Source organism: Halioglobus sp. D3-4, from assembly GCF_055809315.1.
Window position 1 is genome coordinate 1539225 of record NZ_CM147907.1, and the last position, 17778, is coordinate 1557002.

General features: G+C 54.9%; 16 protein-coding genes. 10 read left to right on the forward strand and 6 right to left on the reverse strand.

Going from position 1 to position 17778, the window contains the following annotated elements; all coding sequences use genetic code 11:
- The first annotated feature begins 47 nt into the window (after positions 1 to 47).
- From ccoG to AC0L6S_RS06715, 5 genes are read left to right on the forward strand one after another with little or no spacing between them, the layout of a single operon-like run.
- Complete coding sequence (ccoG, locus tag AC0L6S_RS06695) at positions 48 to 1457, forward strand: cytochrome c oxidase accessory protein CcoG (RefSeq protein ID WP_473427646.1); 1410 nt, start codon at positions 48 to 50, stop codon at positions 1455 to 1457.
- The gene (locus tag AC0L6S_RS06700) at positions 1454 to 1951 is read left to right on the forward strand and encodes a FixH family protein (protein ID WP_473427647.1); all 498 of its coding nucleotides are present in this window, start codon (positions 1454 to 1456) and stop codon (positions 1949 to 1951) included. The genes ccoG and AC0L6S_RS06700 overlap by 4 nt, the downstream gene beginning before the upstream one ends.
- The gene (locus tag AC0L6S_RS06705) at positions 1935 to 4388 is read left to right on the forward strand and encodes a heavy metal translocating P-type ATPase (RefSeq protein ID WP_473427648.1); all 2454 of its coding nucleotides are present in this window, start codon (positions 1935 to 1937) and stop codon (positions 4386 to 4388) included. Before AC0L6S_RS06700 ends, AC0L6S_RS06705 begins: the two co-directional genes overlap by 17 nt.
- Positions 4367 to 4570, forward strand: coding sequence for a cbb3-type cytochrome oxidase assembly protein CcoS (ccoS, locus tag AC0L6S_RS06710; RefSeq protein ID WP_473427649.1), 204 nt, complete (start codon positions 4367 to 4369; stop codon positions 4568 to 4570). The genes AC0L6S_RS06705 and ccoS overlap by 22 nt, the downstream gene beginning before the upstream one ends.
- Positions 4567 to 5277 carry a sulfite exporter TauE/SafE family protein gene (locus AC0L6S_RS06715; protein WP_473427650.1) on the forward strand — a complete coding sequence of 237 codons (711 nt, stop codon included), beginning with the start codon at positions 4567 to 4569 and terminating at the stop codon, positions 5275 to 5277. The genes ccoS and AC0L6S_RS06715 overlap by 4 nt, the downstream gene beginning before the upstream one ends.
- A 129-nt stretch (positions 5278 to 5406) precedes the next feature.
- On the opposite strand, the gene AC0L6S_RS06720 is transcribed toward AC0L6S_RS06715, so the two are convergent.
- On the reverse strand, positions 5407 to 6120 hold the full coding sequence (locus tag AC0L6S_RS06720) for an OmpW/AlkL family protein (protein ID WP_473427651.1): 714 nt from the start codon (positions 6118 to 6120) through the stop codon (positions 5407 to 5409).
- 367 nt (positions 6121 to 6487) lie between these two features.
- On the opposite strand from AC0L6S_RS06720, the gene AC0L6S_RS06725 reads away from it, so the two are divergent.
- The 4 genes from AC0L6S_RS06725 (at position 6488) to AC0L6S_RS06740 (ending at position 11511) form a co-directional block, all read left to right on the forward strand.
- Complete coding sequence (locus AC0L6S_RS06725) at positions 6488 to 7996, forward strand: alpha/beta hydrolase domain-containing protein (protein WP_473427652.1); 1509 nt, start codon at positions 6488 to 6490, stop codon at positions 7994 to 7996.
- A 37-nt stretch (positions 7997 to 8033) separates the two neighbouring features.
- Positions 8034 to 8945 (forward strand): glutaminase, encoded by a 912-nt coding sequence (locus tag AC0L6S_RS06730; RefSeq protein ID WP_473427653.1) that lies wholly within the window; start codon positions 8034 to 8036, stop codon positions 8943 to 8945.
- A 550-nt stretch (positions 8946 to 9495) separates the two neighbouring features.
- Positions 9496 to 10797, forward strand: a complete 1302-nt coding sequence (locus AC0L6S_RS06735; RefSeq protein WP_473427654.1) for a hypothetical protein — start codon at positions 9496 to 9498, stop codon at positions 10795 to 10797.
- 18 nt (positions 10798 to 10815) lie between these two features.
- A complete protein-coding gene (locus tag AC0L6S_RS06740) occupies positions 10816 to 11511 on the forward strand; it encodes a hypothetical protein (RefSeq protein ID WP_473427655.1) in 696 nt (231 codons plus the stop codon).
- Between the two features lie 248 nt (positions 11512 to 11759).
- On the opposite strand, the gene AC0L6S_RS06745 is transcribed toward AC0L6S_RS06740, so the two are convergent.
- Complete coding sequence (locus AC0L6S_RS06745) at positions 11760 to 12074, reverse strand: YciI family protein (protein WP_473427656.1); 315 nt, start codon at positions 12072 to 12074, stop codon at positions 11760 to 11762.
- A gap of 222 nt (positions 12075 to 12296) precedes the next feature.
- Positions 12297 to 12932 carry a class I SAM-dependent methyltransferase gene (locus AC0L6S_RS06750; RefSeq protein ID WP_473427657.1) on the reverse strand — a complete coding sequence of 212 codons (636 nt, stop codon included), beginning with the start codon at positions 12930 to 12932 and terminating at the stop codon, positions 12297 to 12299.
- 382 nt (positions 12933 to 13314) lie between these two features.
- Here AC0L6S_RS06750 and AC0L6S_RS06755 point away from each other — a divergent pair, with 382 nt between their 5' ends.
- Positions 13315 to 14172 (forward strand): hypothetical protein, encoded by an 858-nt coding sequence (locus AC0L6S_RS06755; RefSeq protein ID WP_473427658.1) that lies wholly within the window; start codon positions 13315 to 13317, stop codon positions 14170 to 14172.
- Positions 14173 to 14193: 21 nt separating this feature from the next.
- On the opposite strand, the gene AC0L6S_RS06760 is transcribed toward AC0L6S_RS06755, so the two are convergent.
- The 3 genes from AC0L6S_RS06760 to AC0L6S_RS06770 all read right to left on the reverse strand — a co-directional run bounded on the left by AC0L6S_RS06760 (position 14194) and on the right by AC0L6S_RS06770 (position 17733).
- Positions 14194 to 15546, reverse strand: a complete 1353-nt coding sequence (locus AC0L6S_RS06760; protein WP_473427659.1) for an endo-1,4-beta-xylanase — start codon at positions 15544 to 15546, stop codon at positions 14194 to 14196.
- 449 nt (positions 15547 to 15995) lie between these two features.
- A complete protein-coding gene (locus AC0L6S_RS06765; RefSeq protein ID WP_473427660.1) occupies positions 15996 to 16658 on the reverse strand; it encodes a TetR/AcrR family transcriptional regulator in 663 nt (220 codons plus the stop codon).
- A gap of 226 nt (positions 16659 to 16884) precedes the next feature.
- Positions 16885 to 17733: a LysR family transcriptional regulator gene (locus AC0L6S_RS06770; RefSeq protein ID WP_473427661.1), complete on the reverse strand. Its 849-nt coding sequence runs from the start codon at positions 17731 to 17733 to the stop codon at positions 16885 to 16887.
- Between the last annotated feature and the right edge of the window lie 45 nt (positions 17734 to 17778).

The window sequence follows — 17778 nt, forward strand, 5'->3', positions numbered from 1 at the left end:
GTCAACCTAATCGCGAGGAGCGCGCCGCTTTACTGTATTAGAGGCTTATGACTGACCCCAACCGGATTGATCTGGAAGAGATCGCGCCAGCGGAAGTTGGCGAGATCGACCTGTACCAGCACCGCGAGAAAATCTACACCCGCAAGATCGAAGGCTTTTTCCAGCGCATTCGACTGTTTTCTGGCTGGCCGCTACTGCTGGGCTATCTCGCGCTGCCCTGGCTGTACTGGGACGGACGCCAGGCTGTACTGTTCGACCTCCCCGCACGCAAGTTCGATATTCTGGGGCTCACCTTCTGGCCACAGGATTTCCCCATGCTGGCCTTTTTACTGATCATAGCCGCCTTTGCACTATTCGCCGTCACCACGCTTGCAGGGCGAATATGGTGCGGTTACACCTGTCCGCAAACTGTCTGGACCAGTATTTTTATGTGGATCGAGCAGAAAACCGAGGGCAGCAGGAACCAGCGCGTCAAACTGGATCAGGCACCGTGGTCTGTAGAAAAGTTTATCCGAAAAACCGCCAAACATACCGGCTGGCTGATCGTTGCGTTCGTCACCGGATTTACATTTGTTGCCTATTTCTACCCTGTCAGAGAGCTACTCGGCAGCCTCACCAATCTGGATATCGACAGCTGGCCACCCTACTGGATCGTCTTCTTCACGCTGGCCACCTACATCAATGCCGGTTGGATGCGCGAACAGGTGTGCAAATATATGTGCCCCTATGCACGTTTCCAGTCTGTAATGTTCGATCACGACACCCTGATCGTTTCCTATGACGAAAACCGCGGCGAACCGCGCGGCTCGCGCAAGCGCGATGCCGACCCCTCGCAACTCGGCCTGGGGGATTGCATCGATTGCGAATTGTGCGTGCAGGTCTGCCCCACCGGGATTGATATTCGCCACGGGCTGCAGTATGAATGTATCGGCTGTGCGCTGTGCGTGGATGCCTGTGACTCCGTAATGGATAAAATGCACTATCCTCGCGGACTCATTCGCTATACCAGTGAGCGGGAACTGCAAGGTGGCAAGACACACTGGCTGCGCCCGCGCATCATCGGGTATGCCATGGTATTGTTTACCATGGTCGGGGTCTTTTCCTACACGATGTTCACGCGGGTTCCGCTGGAACTGACTGCAATCCGCGACCGCAATCAGCTGTTCGTCGCCACAGATACGAACGCCATCGATAATATTTATACGTTGCAGTTGGTGAATATGGACCGTGAAATGCACGAATTCGAAATTGGCCTTACAGGCCTGGAAGGGGCAACCCTCATTGGGGATACCGTGTATACACTCGACGGTGGCGAAGTGCGCTCTATCGGCATGCGCGTGCGTATGGACCCGGCCCTGTTAAGCACACCCAGCACAGAGATCATGTTTGAAGTGCAGGCCACCGATGAACCGCAACTGCGCACGAGTACAGAATCGCGCTTTGTGAAACCGCTGTGACCAACCCCCTCCCCGGTGCAGACACCAAACCGTGGTACCGGCACTTCTGGCCCTGGTTCCTGATCACCCTGCCCGCTTGCGTGGTCGTCGCAGGCATATGGACAGCCTTTATCGCCAGCAGGCACGCCGATGACCTGGTGGCCGATGAATACTATAAAGATGGGCTCGCTATCAACGTGCAATTGGCCAAGAAGCAGCGAGCGGCCGAACTGGGCCTCTCTGCCCAACTGCACTTCAGTGGTGACCTCGTGACGGTGACGTTGTCCGGGCCGGTACAGGACTCCGGTCTGCGTTTAAAGCTCTCTCACCCGCTTGAGGCCGATCGCGACTTTGCGATGCCTCTGACACGGATTGCGCCTGGCTCGTACCGCGGTTCACTGGGCACCGAAATTGCACCCCACTGGCACTGGACACTGCAGGGTCTGCGGCGGGATGACTGGCGCCTGGATGGCAAGGTACAAGCGGCCGACATTGACAATGCCCCCTCCGGCTGAAGCGCGCATACTGGCTACACCGCAGCTGTGTTTCCACTGTGGCGAGCCTGTCCCCCCAAATCTTGAACTGAGCGTGTCCATCGACGGCGAACCCCGCGCGATGTGCTGTCAGGGCTGCTGTGCCGTGGTCAGCCTGATCGCCGGCAGTGGACTGGAGAGTTTCTACCGCCAGCGCACCAACTACAACGAACGTCCCTCCGACGACGAACCTTCCCAGCGCGAGCAGTATGCGGTGTATGACGACCCGGCGCTCGCCGCCACGTTTTCTACGCCGGATAACGAGGGCCGGGTTGAAGCCAGCCTGCTGCTCGGAGGAATAAGCTGCGCGGCCTGCACCTGGCTGATAGAACACTCGCTGACCCGACTTCCGGGAGTCTCGCGCGCGCTGGTGAACCTGCAACAATCCCGATTGGATATTGCGTTTGATCCCGCGCAACTGTTGCTCAGCGACATCTTTAGCCACATCGATGACCTGGGCTACCGCCCTCGCCCCTATCACACGGACGTCGCGCGGCAACAATCCCAGCAGCAGTACCGCGCAGACTTACGCAGGCTGGCCGTGGCCGGGCTCGGCATGATGCAGGTCGGCATGTTTGCCATCGCACTGCACGCCGGTGAAATACAGGGCATGGAGGCGAACTACCAGGCACTGTTGCGCTGGGTCAGCCTGCCGGTGGCAGGGTTTGTAGTGTTTTATTCAGCAAGCGCGTTTTTCAGCTCGGCGTGGCGCCACTTAAAGCGCGGTGCGCTGGTGATGGACCTGCCGGTTTCTCTGGCGATTGGGCTGGCGTTTGCGGCCAGCGTCTGGGCCACCCTCAGCGGCACAGGGCAGGTGTATTTCGACTCCGTCGTAATGTTTACTTTTTTACTGCTGCTGGGCCGCTTCCTTGAACGGCGATCCCAACAGCGCCATCTGTTCACCTGGTCGGATGCCCAGAACAGCTTACCCAGCGCGGCTACCGTGCAGCGCAACGAGGAATGGGTCACCGTACCGCGGATGCAGCTACTGCCGCAGGACACCATTTTGGTCAAGACCGGTGAATCGGTGCCTGTGGACGCCAGAATTCTGCACGGCAGCAGCGCGGTGAAGGAGGATGCCTTCAATGGCGAACACCTGCCGCGCGCGGTAACAACAGGCGACACTATCTATGCCGGCACAGTGAACGTCGACGCAGCCCTGCAAGCACAGGTACTCGTCGACTATGCTGACAGCCGTCTGGCAGCGCTGCAGCGCTCCGTTGAAAGCGCGCAGATGAGCAAGCCGCGGTTGACCATTTTGGCAGACCGTATCGCATCCTGGTTCATTGCCGGCATTCTACTGGTGACTGCTGGCACCGCCCTTGCTTGGTGGCAGGTGGCGCCCGATCAGGCCTTTTGGATAGCCCTCTCCGTGTTAGTGATCAGCTGTCCCTGTGCGCTGGCGCTGGCAACCCCGGCGGCGCTCACCAACGCGGCCAACGCATTGCGCGCCAGCGGCATCATCGTGCGCACCGAGAATGCGTTAGAGTCGCTGTCGGGCTGCACACACCTCGTGTTTGATAAAACAGGAACGTTGACTGAAGGCACCCTGACCGTGGCAGAGGTAAGCCCCCTTGCTGATATGGGCCGCGACACTGTACTGTCGCTTGCCGCCGCACTACAGCGCTACTCTACACACCCCGTTGCGAGCGCCTTCAATGCTATCGACGCGGCCGCTGGCTGCGATCAGGTGGAGTATTGTGTGGGCGCGGGGCTCGAAGGACGCTGTAACGGCCAGCTGTACCGCATGGGCAGCCTGTCGTTCTGCCGCGAGCTGGCCCCTGCGTTTCCCGACGCGCCGGACGCCAACCTCTACTGGATTGGCCTGTGCCGGGAAGGCCAGCCGCTGGCCTGGATAGGCCTCAACGACATTCAGCGGCAAGAGGCTGCGGCCGTCGTAAGTACAGTTCGAAAACTGGGCCTGCAGGTAGAGCTACTCACGGGAGACAGCTCAGCCCAAGGGCCTGTTCTGGCCCGCGAACTGGGTATCGAAACTGTAAATGCTAATCAGACCCCACAGCAGAAAATGGCCCGTGTTGAGCAGCTCCAGAAGGACGGAGCGGGAGTCGCCATGGTGGGAGACGGACTGAACGATGCCCCGGTGCTGGGCCTGGCTGACGCTTCCTTCGCGGTCAGCGGTGCTACCGATCTGGCCCGTAGCCAGGCTGACTTTGTGATAGTTGGCGGCGATTTGGGCAAAATTATCGAAACACTCGACAAAGCCCGACAGTGCCGCCGGATCGTTCGGCAAAACCTGGTCTGGGCGCTGGGTTACAATGTCTGTGCGATTCCGCTGGCGGCACTGGGGTTTGTACCTCCCTGGGCAGCAGCCATCGGTATGTCGCTCAGCTCCCTGCTGGTTGTTGGCAATTCAATGCGATTGAATCGAAGAACGTCATGGCAAGCCTCTACATATTAATACCTATCGCACTACTGTTCTGCGTCATCGCCATCAAGCTACTGCTTTGGGCAATTAACAGCGGCCAGTACGAAGACCTGGACAAGGAAGCTTGGCGTATTCTGGCCGATGAAGAAAAACCGGCAGACTCCGGCTCAGACACATCAGAGAAAGCCGCTACAAACAAAAGTGACGAGCCATGATAGACGCTGCACAGGCCGGATCGGCATTTCTCCTCGGCCTGTCCGGTGCGGGGCACTGCCTTGGTATGTGCGGTGGTATCGCTGCAGCGTTGAATCTCGGGAACGCCCGCACTCCCTCTATCACGATTGCCTATCATGCAGGCCGTATCGCCAGCTATACCACGCTGGGCGCGCTGCTGGGGCTGGCCGCAGCCAGTATCGATATCACCGCGTGGACGATTGCTCTGCGCTATCTCGCCGGGGTGCTACTGATTGGCATGGGGCTGTATATCGGGAACTGGTGGCGTGGAATGGCGTGGCTGGAACGCGGCGGCGCCAGACTGTGGCAGCCGGTGCAACGTCTCTCAGGTCGTTGGCTGCCACTGCGGCGATGGCCTCAGGGTTTCGCACTGGGGTTGTGCTGGGGGCTGATGCCCTGTGGCCTGATCTACAGCAGCCTTGCCTGGGCCGCAACGGCGCAAAACGCTACCACCTCCGCGTTGATGATGTTGCTGTTTGGTCTGGGGACACTGCCGGCGATGCTAACGACCAGCTTTGGCGCCGATCGACTACAGAAGCTATTGCGTCAGCGCGGCTTGAAAATTGTTATTGCACTGTTGCTGATCGGTTCCGGTGTGTGGACACTGTATCTCACTGTGTCGCACAGTGGCCATGGTAATCACACACAGCACACTCCAACTGAGCAGCACCAGCACCATCAACACTGACAGTTTGGATCACAAAGTGCTGCATTTACACATGAAAAACCGGGGCAGATGGCCCCGGTAGCAGAACACGCCGGAGAGTCATGCCCCTATTTGAGCGCTGTCACTGACGGGACCTGAACGCAAGAGCGATTAGAACCTGTAGGCGATACCGATGTTGTAGACCCAGGGATCGATATCCACATCGAACTTCACCGTAGCTGCTGTCGCGCCATTTGCTTTGGCAGTAATTTTAGCGGTGGTATCGATATCGAGGTACCAGACACCGGCGTTGAATGCCCAGTGATCGTCGATCGGGATATCGACACCGGCCTGCAGCGCGAGTCCCCAGGAGTCATCGAGATCCAGATCGGCACCGTTAACTGCACCACCGGTGAGACTTCCAAGCAAGCCAATCAACTCGTTATCCACGTCCTCGTCAAAAAACGTTGTATAGTTCAAACCTGCACCGATATAGGGCTGCCAGCCACTCTGCCCACCGCGGGGGTAGAACTGGAAACTGATTGTGGGAGGCAGTTGCTTGGTAGACCCAGCGTCAAGGTTAGTACCCTTGATGGCGCCCTCGCCCTTCGCTTCGATATTGTGGCTAAACGGTGTTGCGGCCAACACTTCGACAGCAAAATGCTCGGTGAACATGTACACGGGAATAATACCCAACTGCGTATCGTCATCGACATCGGCCTTTGCGACAAGGCCTGTTGGCAGGTAGATATCGTCACTGTCGGTATCCGGGCTAACGGTGGTAGCGCCCACGCGCAATATCCAGTCACCTTGTTCATAAGCTTGCCCTATAGTTGCCGTACACGCCATCGCAGCGGCAGCTGTAATCGTAAGTACTCGTTTCATGGCTCTCCCCATTAGTAGTAGAAAATATACTCGGCTAGCGGTGTATGCGGAAATAGTAAGGCAGTGACTCGAGGTGTACATTGATGCCAATCAAGACTATGCGGTTCTTGCAATCCGGTGTAACTACCAGAGCACAGCAGAGTTGTTGAGGAAATCAGGAACTGAGTACGGACGCTCGAGGGCGCTAATGCCCCAGATGATGAGAATCCGTTTTTCCTGCCCACTGAGGGTGATTGCGAAACAGGCGTCTGGTGTGAGGAGTCTTACCCATCGACCCAATTTTACCGGGAGCTCTGTACCGACTCTCGACAACAGCTCCTACTACTGGGTAGTATCTGCGGATAAAACTCTAACAGGATCTATCACCATGGCTCGCAAACGACCTCATACCCTGCCTCTGTTATTAGTGCTCGCCTCCATCCTGACCTTGCAGGCGTGTTCCAACACCAGCGACTCCAATCACGACTCGGGGTCGCAATACCTACCGATTCCCAACCCCGTGATGTCGATGCCGCCGGATGTTGGCTCAATCAACCTGCTGTCACAGAATTTTGATCTGGGCAGTGTCGGGTATGAGCAGGCAGAGTACTTTTTGGAAGGTACCGCGTCGGCATTCACCAATGTCAGTGAGTTGGGTCAGGATGGCATGTGGACAGTCGAGCCAGGCGAACAGGCCGCCTACAAGACACGCATCGTGGTGTATCGCCCTATCGATCCCGCCGACTTCAACGGCAATGTACTGGTGGAGTGGTTGAACGTCACTGCCGGCTTTGAAACACCGCCGAGTTGGGGTACAGGGCAACTGGAGATGCGCCGCGGCGGTTCGGTATGGGTTGGCGTATCGGCGCAGATTGTCGGTATTGAGGGAAGCTCCGGAGGACTGCTACCCCTCTACCTCAAGGCTGTGGACCCGGCGCGCTACGGCTCGTTGATGCATCCGGGCGACAGCTTCTCCTATGATATGTTCAGCCAGGTCGCTCAGGCTATTCGCAACCCGTCAGGTATCGATCCACTGGATGGCCTGGAGGCAGAACACATCATTGCCTATGGCGAATCACAGTCTGCCGGCCGCCTTGTCACGTATGTCAATGCCCTCCACCCACTCTACAACGCCTACGACGGGTATATGATTCACAGCAGAGGCGATGGCAGTTCACCACTGGCGCAGGACCCTCTGGTATCCATCCCGACACCCGAGTCACCGAAAATTCGCACCGACCTGAACGCACCGGTGATGACCTTTGAAACGGAGACTGATGTCGTTTTTCTTGAGTATCTGGAAGCGCGTCAACCCGATACAGATATGATCAGAACATGGGAGGTAGCCGGCACGGCACACGGCGACTACTATACATTTGTCTCAGGCCGCGACGACACGGTTGGCGACCCTGTCTTTGCGTCCGTAGTTGAAGAGAACTCCGTACTCGGTTTCATCACCTGCGACAAACCGATGAACAACGGGCCACAACACTACGTATTCAACCGGGCGGTGCGCGCACTGAACGATTGGGTGGCCAACGGCACATTGCCGCCTCAGTCCCCTCGCCTGCAGGAAAACGATGATGGTTCCGACTACCTGTATGACGATCTGGGCAATGCACTGGGCGGTATAAGAACCCCGTATGTGGATGCACCATCGGCCGTTTTGCGTGGTGAACCGAATGTGGGAAACAGCTTCTGCCGCCTGTTCGGCACCACAGCATTGTTTAGCGCAGCACAAATGGCCAGCCTCTACAGCGATGAAGCAGGCTTTGTCTCTGCAGTAACAGCAGCAACAAATGAAGCGGTAACCGCAGATTTCCTGTTGCAGGAGGACGCCGATGCCATCATCGCCTGGGCGCCGAACCAGTGGAGAGCACAGACAGCAGCACCCTGATCATGGGGTCTAACCACTCTAACGCATAAGGCCGCGAATGGATTTTCAGTCCGTCATCGAAGACATTTATCAAGAAGTGCTGCCACTGTCCGGCCAGGGCAAGGTGGCCGATTACATACCAGCTCTAAAATCAGTTAACCCCAGAAAACTGGGTATCGCTATAGAAACCATTAACGGCGAGTGTTTCGCGGTGGGAGATGCACAGGAGAAGTTTTCCATCCAGAGCATTTCCAAGGTGTTCAACCTGACCCTGGGTATACAAACCAAAGGCGACAAACTCTGGCAACGCGTGGGTGTCGAGCCCTCAGGCAACCCCTTCAATTCACTGGTCCAGCTGGAGTACGAAAATGGCATCCCGCGCAATCCCTTTATCAATGCCGGCGCGCTGGTTGTCGTGGATGCCTTGTTGGATGACCTGGAGCAACCGAACGACGAAATGCTTGCCTTTGTCGACCGGCTGCGCTGTTCACAAATTGACTATGACGAGGTAGTGGCCCAATCCGAGCAAGATACTGGCTTTAACAATCGTGCGCTGATCAATTTTATGCGAGCCCGTGACAACATCCGCCATAGCGATGAAGCCATACTCGATGTGTACTGCCACCAATGTGCGATAACGATGAGTTGTGCCGGTTTGGCCCGATCTTTTCTTTTCCTGGCGAATAACGGTGTTGTACCCTCTTCGAACGACCGCATCCTCAGCCCAAGCCAGACCAAGCGTGTCAACGCCATCATGCTCACTTGCGGGTTCTATGACGAGGCCGGGGCATTTGCCTATCTGGTTGGCCTGCCGGGAAAAAGTGGCGTGGGTGGCGGTATCGTCGCGATCGTTCCCGGACAACTGAGCATTGCGGTCTGGAGTCCGGAGTTAAACCGTCACGGCAACTCATTGCTCGGCATTAAGGTGCTGGAGATGTTCACCACTAAAACCGGTCTATCCATATTCTAGTGTCCGCCTGGCTTGACCACTGTGAAAGCGACGACCGCATCTTCAAATAATACGCGATCAACAGCGATTATTTGAACCGCTCGTTCCAATTGCCGCTGTTCTCATCGCAAAACCAAGAAAACCAAGGGGTCAGAGTACTTGATCTTTAGCTCTTAGCGGATCAAGTACTCTGACCCCTTGGTCTTAGCTCTTAGCGGATCAAGTACTCTGACCCCTTGGTCTTTCCTGGTCGCTTCAGTAGGATCAAATAAGCAAACTCCTTGATTGACCGTAATTCCGAAATATTACACAAGATAGTGTCAGCGACACTCTTTCGCACAGCCCATGATTTCGCTAGGCTTTTAGGATGACTACAATAATTAGATCTTCGATTCTGTTGGCAGCCATAGCTATTTCCAGTGCCGGTTGCAGTAATAAGAGTGATCCAGACACAGTTGGAGCGACATGCGACGCTGCGATGCCGCCACCTGCACCTCCTTCAGAGTTTTGCTTGACGGAAGCGCCACTCAATCCAGTGGCACCAGCTGGTATTTTTCAAGACCCCGCTTATATGAACACGGCAGATGGGCAGCGCATGATGGAGTGTTTTGCATGGGAAACCTTCATTGCGTACAACTGGCCTGCAGAGCCCGGATGTCGCGGTATTCCTGATACCACGGCGCAGTTGGATGCAACGCAGAAACTGAGCGTACTCGACACTTTCAAGGCCACCTACGAGCTATTCCAACCGACGAACACGGAGTGGGATGCTGGTTCAGTCCGTTGGGAAGACCCGGTGCCTGACACCGGCTCTTGCGGATCACCCATTGTGGAAAACGCCAGCAGTGCTGCACCTTCAATGAATCAAATTGTGTACCAGAAGTCCCCGGCATTTCTAAAAAACACCTCCGTGATTGCCGATCAGAATGGCGAAACTGTCGTTTACACCGTGACCATCAACCAAGACCAGTTCGAATATATCCGCGAGAATGGTTTTGCCGAGCCCAAGGCCTATGGTTTCGCGGGGCCTTCAAGCAGTACAGCCAAGGTTAGCTTTCCGACCAATGCCGACAGCACAACAGGTTACGGCTCGGCGGAACTCAAAACCGCCTGGCGAGTGCTCAGCGATGACAGCGAATGCGATAGCTACGTGTGTCGTACGGCCAAAGTGTACGATGAGGATGAATCAGACTGCAGCGAAGAGATCCTCGGGCTGGTAGGCCTGCACATTGCACGCAAGGTAGACAACAGCCCGAAGTGGATCTGGGCTACCTTTGAGCATGTTAAAAATACCCCGCCGGTAGATGTAAGCGATGATGATGACACCTCGTATAGCTTCTACTCCCAAAGCTGCGCGGCAACAGTGCCAGACGACTGCTATTCCGTTGCAGTAGCCGCATCTCCCGCAGAGGCGGACTATACCTGCTGCGCGAACATTCTGATGGAGGTAGCCTATCTGGGATCGCCAAACCAGTTGACGCGACTGGAGCCCATTCCAGCACTGGCTGATATGAATGACATGTTTCAGGGTGTGCTGGCGGCTCATGATTCAGTACTGCAGAACTATTTCCTGGTGGGTGCCCAGTGGGCAAAACCCGACATGCCCGGCACCGACGCATACGATCGTCCCTGTAACCCCAATGGCGCCTGGCGAGTGTCAGAACCGGCTGACGGCACAGCATGCTACACCCAACTCCCGGCGCACGTGCGAAACGCGGTCATTGAAGGATACAACATCGCAAATGATACTGATGGCGGCCAGTCACTCACTGACAGTTGTATGAACTGCCACTGGGCAACCGGTATTGATGGATCGTTTATCTGGCTCAGCGTGATGAACGACATTTACGAACTGGATCAGTCTCCAGACTGACAAAGCGGTCAATTGAAAATGCCAAGTACAGTAATTGTAGGAACCCCCCACTGGAAACGGTCTGCCACACTGGCGGTAGCTATTGCGCTGTTGCTGTTGTGCATGGTCGTCGTGGCTGACGATAGTTTTTGCAGTGTTGATACCAGTTGTGACAGTAATGTGGCACTGCCCACTGCCACAGAATGCGCGGCTGACGATTGCGCCTGCGCGCAACAAATACAGTGTTTCATCACCAATTCATCACCAGATGACAACTGGTCGACGATCCCAACCGGAGAACTGCACTGGAACGCGTTCTTTTGGCATACGCGATTCCTGGAAACCTATGTCTCACCCACCGGCGAGGATGCGTTTCACGCCGCGTTGGACCCTTCGCAGCCGATGAAACCGCTGCCGGAGGGAACCATACTGTATAAGGCGGGCTATGACCCCATCGATGGTGAGCCGGGAGAGCCAGACATCGATCAAGGTGCTGAAGTATTTGTCGCGGCCAAATTGGAAGGCGGCTACTGTCCCAGCGAATACCAGATCAATGGCTCTTGTCAGGGCGGAGCATGGTTCTGGTATATGGCTGACTATACTGAATCTGATTCGGCCCCATTCTTCTCCGCCTGGGGAAAACCCGACAAATGCACCGCTTGCCATAATACCGCTGAACGCGGCGACTGGATGCTGTCAATAGACATTCAACGCGCCTATCCGCCACAACCTTAACGGATTTAGCTGTCAAGAAAGTTTAAGAAAACCCAGACCCGCGACGGCCAGTCATACGCATATGTAACCGATATCGAGAAGCGATCTATACCGCGTCACTCGGATGATCTTCCCCGTCCAGCGTCGGCGCATTGAGCAATTGCATCTGTGGGGCTCAATCAGGCCCTGTTCTAGTCTCATGATCAAGGGGTCAGACTGCTTGATCAAGGGTGCGGCGACTTGGTCAACCTCGCTCCGCCTCACAGTTTTCAGGGGTCAAACGTCTCTCCCAGTTCTACACTTCCGCCTGAAGCGAGAATTGGGCACCCTTTTGCCATCACGATAGCATCTTCCAGCGAATCTGCTTCGAACAAGCCGTAGCCAGTAGTTGGATTGCTTCCTCCATCACTAGCAACAGAGCCGTCGCTGAGCACGGTTGTCGAGCCACCGATGGGGTTTCCCCCGTCGATTATGGCGGCACCCAGCGATTCGAACCAGCGACCCCACGCCTCCATCGCTTTCTGGCCCTCTTCGGGACTGTCTGGCATGCCCCCACCGTGGTAGATAAATAGATACTTTGCCACACTCACTCTCCTCTACATTCACCCGAAGCCGGAATTGGGTAGCCCATAGCCATTGCGATCAAGTACTCTGACCCCTTGATCTCTGACCCCTTGATCTCTCAGGAATGAATAACCTTGGAAAGCTGCGCTCTCTTTGGCACTAACTGACTTCCCACACCGTAGACTTTTACCTGTGAAAAATACGCCTCAGTGTTCTTCAATTTCGCATAGCGCTACCCAGGCTTACCGCCGTTCAACTTTACGCGCTATGATAAAAACGCTAATGCCCTTCAGGCCATGATGCCATTGGGTTTCGATTGAAAAGCCAGAGTTTCTGATCTCGTCGGCCAACTCGGATTCTGACAGCACAATCAAATCGGGCATTATCCCGAGCAGTTTTCCCAGTGGTGAAAGCAGTTTAATAAAACGGAAGTACGAGCCTCCCAGGCAAGCGGTACTGCTGACAAAAACGCCACCAGGCTTGAGAATTCTGGCTACCTCTGCAAGCTCAGACCGCCAGTCTGGTAGCAAGTGAATGATATTTAGACCCAGCACAGCGTCCAAACTGGCGGTTTCTGCATTGAACTCAACCAGCGTTGCACGAGTAAATGTAATGTTACTAATGTTTGACGCAGCAGCCCTCCCGCGACCAATATCCAGCATGTTCTGTGAAATATCGATCGCATCAATGTGCTGTACATGCGGTGCGTGATGGACGGCTGTTGTGCCCGTCCCACAGCCAAACTCCAAAATTCGCATATTCGGAGAAAGGACAGCTTGAGTTTGCTTGAGCTTCTTCTGATAGAACTCTTCGTCTGAAATCTGACTCTTTGCATATCCTTCGGCTTTGCGGTCCCAGAACTTTTGAGATTGTTTCATATCGGTTCCTTACAAAGACTCCCCAATCTAGCCATACCACGGCAATAATACGCGTAAACCAGCTTCTGTTCAGGCACTGTCATATCGAAATCTTATACGACAACGCCGGTCGCTATCGTGGTATCTGGCGCCGAACCTAAGCCACACCGAACCCAATGCAGGTTTCGGAGGGGGTATTCGCAAGCCCGTGAGCGAATAACCCCATTTCCTACACACGAACCATGTAATACAGACCTCCAACTTGTATTACCAGACCGGTTAACCTAGAGTGGATCAATGGCTGATGGATGTAGAAAAGGGAAGTTATACTAATAATTAGGCAGTTGCTCTGACTTTTAGCTTCTCTGATTTTAACACGAGAGTGTTTCTATGGAGTGTTCTTATGAGGTGTAAAACCAATCGAGCCGTGCGCGAATCACTTCGTTACATTTTCTGTCTGTTCGCGCTGTGTGCCGCGAGTTCACAGGCGTTAACTGTGCCTGTTACGTTTAGTGTCGATGTGCAGACCAGGCAAACGCACGATGGCCTGGGGGGATACAGAGACACAAACTGGATGGTGGATCCATCCTTTACTGGTCGTAACTTTCTAGTCGATTTGGTGTTGAATATTCAGGACACAGATATTGAGGTTTCAGATTATCAAATTGGCATTCGATCAAGTTTCGCGGGTACGCTGCAAAGCCCTTTTACTCCAGAAGTAATGTCTTACTATGCGGGCGGGGAAGTAACCGGTGATTTATCGTTCGCTATTAGCGAGGTATTTCTAGCGGACAGTCGGGTCGGTGTCAGTAGAGGACGGACCGAAACTAACCACGAGGACCCTTTCCAGTCCACACAATTAACTGGATACAGCTACTCACTGAATCACGCCTATGAAAATTTCAAGATTTTTCATCCGGGAGGATTTCCCGTCCAATCGACGCCAACGGCAGAAGATGTCCGTGACGGTCTGTTGGCTCTTTATAACAGCGGTGCCTCATTCGACTTTATTGAATCAGGGACTATCGCCACTGGTACCGCGACCGAATATTTGAGTTCTACGGCTCAACTCACTGGGTTGCGATATACAGGAACCGCTACACTGGTGGCCGTCGGTGATATGGGCCGTGTTTCGGTACCTGCCACAGCCTCATTGCTGATGTTCGGTCTTGTCCTTATCGCAAAATCTCGCAGGGCGTTTAAGGGGTCAGAGCCCTTTAAAGGCGAATCGGGCGTAGTTTCTGCAGTAAAAGGGCTCTGAGTCCCCCATAACTGCGTTGCATTATTGAACGGCCACCACCGTCAATGTACCAGCGCCCTTGGGCACATCGAACCGAATATGGGCGGGGCCATTCGATGTCGTCCACTGCGCAATATACTGGCCAAGAGTCCCGCTGAAAGTGATTGCGCCATCCCCATCGAGGTGGGAAACCAATCGTGTGCGCCAGCGGTCATTCAACAAGGAAAATATCGCCTCTCCGTGCCGGGTGAGATTGCCATCCTCATCATACAGACCAAGATTGAGTCGGCTGCGAGGGCCGAGTGGATTCCAGAAATTCCAGAAAATGATCTCTTCAACTTGCGGGTGCCCCCACCAGATTCGCATAATGGCCTCTGCCTGTGCAGCACGCAGTTCGGGATTATCAGGCGCGGCAAAGGTCACTTCCGTGATATGAATCGGCAACCCTGCTTCGGCAAGTGTTTCCAGTGCTGCGCTGTAGTCATCGACCCGAGTGCGCTGATCAAGCCCTTCGTCGACTCCGACATTGACCAGACCCGGGGCGAAATGCCCCTGTTGCCCGAGCGCATCAACCTGTACACCCGCATCCAGCAGCGCGATCACGCGATCACGCACGGCAATAGCATCTGGCCCTCCCAGGCCGGTGAAGATATCGTTGATCCACTCATTGTAAACCAGCTCGACACCCGGATCTGCCTCTCGCGCCCAACGAAACGCGTCGTCCACAACCGTCGGGCCCAATCGATCCACGAACCAACTGGTGAGCGGATTCAACATCTCATTGGTGACTTCCCAAACATCTATGCGACCGCTGTATCTGGAGATCAAAGCCTGAATATGCGACTTGATCAGGCCGCGCAGGACTTCTTTTTCTGCGGGGCTCAAATCGGTCTCAGGAAACTGTTCGCGCAGCCAATCCGGCGTTCCACTACCGGAAGCCAACGGCGGCTCATTACCCCACAACAGAACGTGCGCCTTAACGTCGAAGCCCAGGGACTCGGCCCACGCCAATTCGAAGTCGGCGAGGTCGAAGGTGAGGTTCCCCGCCTCACGCTCTGTATTGCGCCATTTCAAACTGGTTTCGGCGACCAAAAGAGTCGTGTGTTTACGCGCGATATCGCCATAGAACTCAAGACGACCATCCCCTTCCTCAAATTCGCGGCTATCAAGCGGTACACCAAAACGAAACGCATGTTCAACCTGGGTAATCGATATCTCGGCGTCAGGCTCCCCGACCACGAGGCGTACCTCTCGCTGTCGATGGGTCGCAGCGCGCTCATCCGCAGCTTCGACAACTGCTAACTCTGCATCATCCAGTGCTGCGGATAACACAGCGGGGGCACCGCTTGGAAGCATCGGTAGCGCCACACTGCCCGGCGCAACATTCACCGGCACAAAGCCACACCCGGCCTCGGAACTGGCTCGCTCAGTAAGACACCGATTTTCGCAGTAAGTATTCCCCGGCCCGCATTCAGTTCTACAATCAGCAAACACGACAGAGGCTTGTTCCAGACATGCACTGACCCCGGCCACGCAGGCGGGTGTTTCACATGCGGAGGGAGGTGACACTGACGCGCCCTCACACTGGGATTGCACCGTTGACTGGCTATCGACACATACTGTACTGCAAGCCGCCTGCATCGATATATCACCAAGTCGTTGACACTGTGCTTTACAAACATCCGTTTGTGTCGTTGAGGCAACTACACAGGCATTCGCTACCACCTGCGACCATTGCGCACTAAAATCCCCAGGCGAATCGGAGGAGTTGGAGCACCCTGATACAAGCAATATGCCGAGCAGCAGTGCGGATGCGAGCCATTGAGTCACGGTAGCTTGAGGCATCAGGTAGTCTCCTTTAAAAGCAACATCCCGCGCAGTGCTTGCAAGATGACAGCCTTGCGCCTGCGTGAGTCTTCAGGTGGAAGTTTCTTTGGCCAGAAAGTGGTATGCCCGAGATGCTCAACCACCTGTATCGCTGCTTCATAAAGCAGTGGCTCGCTAGTCACTGGCAAGCCCTCGCTAGCTCGTTGAGTAAACAGCTTCAACAGTGCACTCAAATTATGTGCGCGATGTGCACTGGCTGGTGAGGCCGGATCATGTATCTCCTGATAGATAGGGCCAGCCATCGAACCTATGTTGTCACCCCAGGTAAAATAGGCGTCGACAACTCGCTCCAAAATCAATTCAACATCGTCGGTACCTGCTACCGCAGACACAATCAAGTCACGCAAACTTTCATTCACCCGGCCAATAGCGGCATCAAGCACCTCATATCGGCCCGAGTAGTACCGGTAAAACGTCGGGCGGGATACCCCGGCAGCCTTGAGAATATGCTGCACGCTGGTGCCGTGATAGCCGCGCTCGGAATACACCTTGGCGGTAGCTTCCAGAATCAATTCTTTAAACTGCTCTCCTGAGACCGCCTGGCTTGCAGGCCTGCCCGGACGTCGCGAGATACGTTTGCTCTCGACCTGTGATCTAGCGGAATTTGGCTGAGCTGTCATATGCGCGAGCCGGCCTTTGCTAATTATTATAAGAATCCATTCGCTTAAAGTAACATCAATGTTACTTTAATGGCAAGCCGTAGGCAATTGAAGCAAACCGCACGCAGAAACGCGTAGCCACTGACCTGAAATCAAAGCTGGCATGCGGCGTAAACTGGGCGATATAGCGACCTGATTGAATGCCGATATTGCTCAACAGTGTCACCGCGTCTTTAAGTGTTGCGTATCAAAGGCTCCAGTTCCGGTCTTTCATAAACGACATGAAGCAGCGCACCCTGGCGGCATTGCGTAGATCACCGTGGGTAAGCATCCATAATCCAAAGGTGACCAATGGGCTGTCCAACGCCGTTTCCAGTTCCGGGTAAAGTCGCGCTGTTTTGGGCGCCAACAGGCCCAGCATGCCGTTTTCCCTAACCATTGCCAGCAGCTGACTATTGCTATTAGTGCGCATGGCTATCTGTGCGTTCGGATTGAGGTTGTGCAAAAAACCATAGGCCATAGCTGCTCCGGGCTCGGGCTCCCAAACCACCCACTGTGCCGAATTGATATCCCCTCCCAGCTCCATCAAATATTGCTTGGTGCCATAGGCATAAAGCGAGATATCCGTTAGCCGCCGCCCGACGAGTAGCTCTGGGGGGTTATCAGTAATACGCAGGACAACATCAGCCTGTAGTTCGTTTACGTCCACGTGTTTGGAGGTGGCGAGCACATTGAGGGTAATGCCGGGATAAGCGCGCATGAACGCAGCCAGAGACTGTGAGAGATCTACCAATGTGGTTTCCGGTACCGATACTGTCAGCAGCCCTTCGGGCACATCGGACAAACCTATCATCTGCCGCTCGAAAAAGAGGCAGGCCTTTTCTACGGCCTCACCCTCGGCAAACAGGCGCTCTCCGGCAGCAGTGAGACGGCAGCCATTCTGGCGTCGGTGAAACAGGCGAACGCCCCGCAGGGCTTCCAGTTCAGAGATACGGTTGCCGACCGTAACGTGGGTGACGCCCAATGTTCTGGCCGCCGCACTGAGTGAACCTGAGCGCGCCAGGACGAGGAAGTAGTGAATATCGTTCCAGTTCATTGTAATTATTTTTACATCATTTGAATTTTTATTGAACTATATCTT

What these genes read in the sequence shown, in the direction of transcription:
- AC0L6S_RS06725 (WP_473427652.1), top strand. Translation starts at nt 6,488, where the DNA reads ATGGCTCGCAAACGACCTCATACCCTGCCTCTGTTATTAGTGCTCGCC.
- ccoS (WP_473427649.1), top strand. Translation starts at nt 4,367, where the DNA reads ATGGCAAGCCTCTACATATTAATACCTATCGCACTACTGTTCTGCGTC.
- AC0L6S_RS06730 (WP_473427653.1), top strand. Translation starts at nt 8,034, where the DNA reads ATGGATTTTCAGTCCGTCATCGAAGACATTTATCAAGAAGTGCTGCCA.
- AC0L6S_RS06770 (WP_473427661.1), bottom strand. Translation starts at nt 17,733, where the DNA reads ATGAACTGGAACGATATTCACTACTTCCTCGTCCTGGCGCGCTCAGGT.
- AC0L6S_RS06765 (WP_473427660.1), bottom strand. Translation starts at nt 16,658, where the DNA reads ATGACAGCTCAGCCAAATTCCGCTAGATCACAGGTCGAGAGCAAACGT.
- AC0L6S_RS06750 (WP_473427657.1), bottom strand. Translation starts at nt 12,932, where the DNA reads ATGAAACAATCTCAAAAGTTCTGGGACCGCAAAGCCGAAGGATATGCA.
- AC0L6S_RS06740 (WP_473427655.1), top strand. Translation starts at nt 10,816, where the DNA reads ATGCCAAGTACAGTAATTGTAGGAACCCCCCACTGGAAACGGTCTGCC.
- ccoG (WP_473427646.1), top strand. Translation starts at nt 48, where the DNA reads ATGACTGACCCCAACCGGATTGATCTGGAAGAGATCGCGCCAGCGGAA.
- AC0L6S_RS06705 (WP_473427648.1), top strand. Translation starts at nt 1,935, where the DNA reads ATGCCCCCTCCGGCTGAAGCGCGCATACTGGCTACACCGCAGCTGTGT.
- AC0L6S_RS06735 (WP_473427654.1), top strand. Translation starts at nt 9,496, where the DNA reads ATGAACACGGCAGATGGGCAGCGCATGATGGAGTGTTTTGCATGGGAA.
- AC0L6S_RS06720 (WP_473427651.1), bottom strand. Translation starts at nt 6,120, where the DNA reads ATGAAACGAGTACTTACGATTACAGCTGCCGCTGCGATGGCGTGTACG.
- AC0L6S_RS06715 (WP_473427650.1), top strand. Translation starts at nt 4,567, where the DNA reads ATGATAGACGCTGCACAGGCCGGATCGGCATTTCTCCTCGGCCTGTCC.
- AC0L6S_RS06755 (WP_473427658.1), top strand. Translation starts at nt 13,315, where the DNA reads ATGAGGTGTAAAACCAATCGAGCCGTGCGCGAATCACTTCGTTACATT.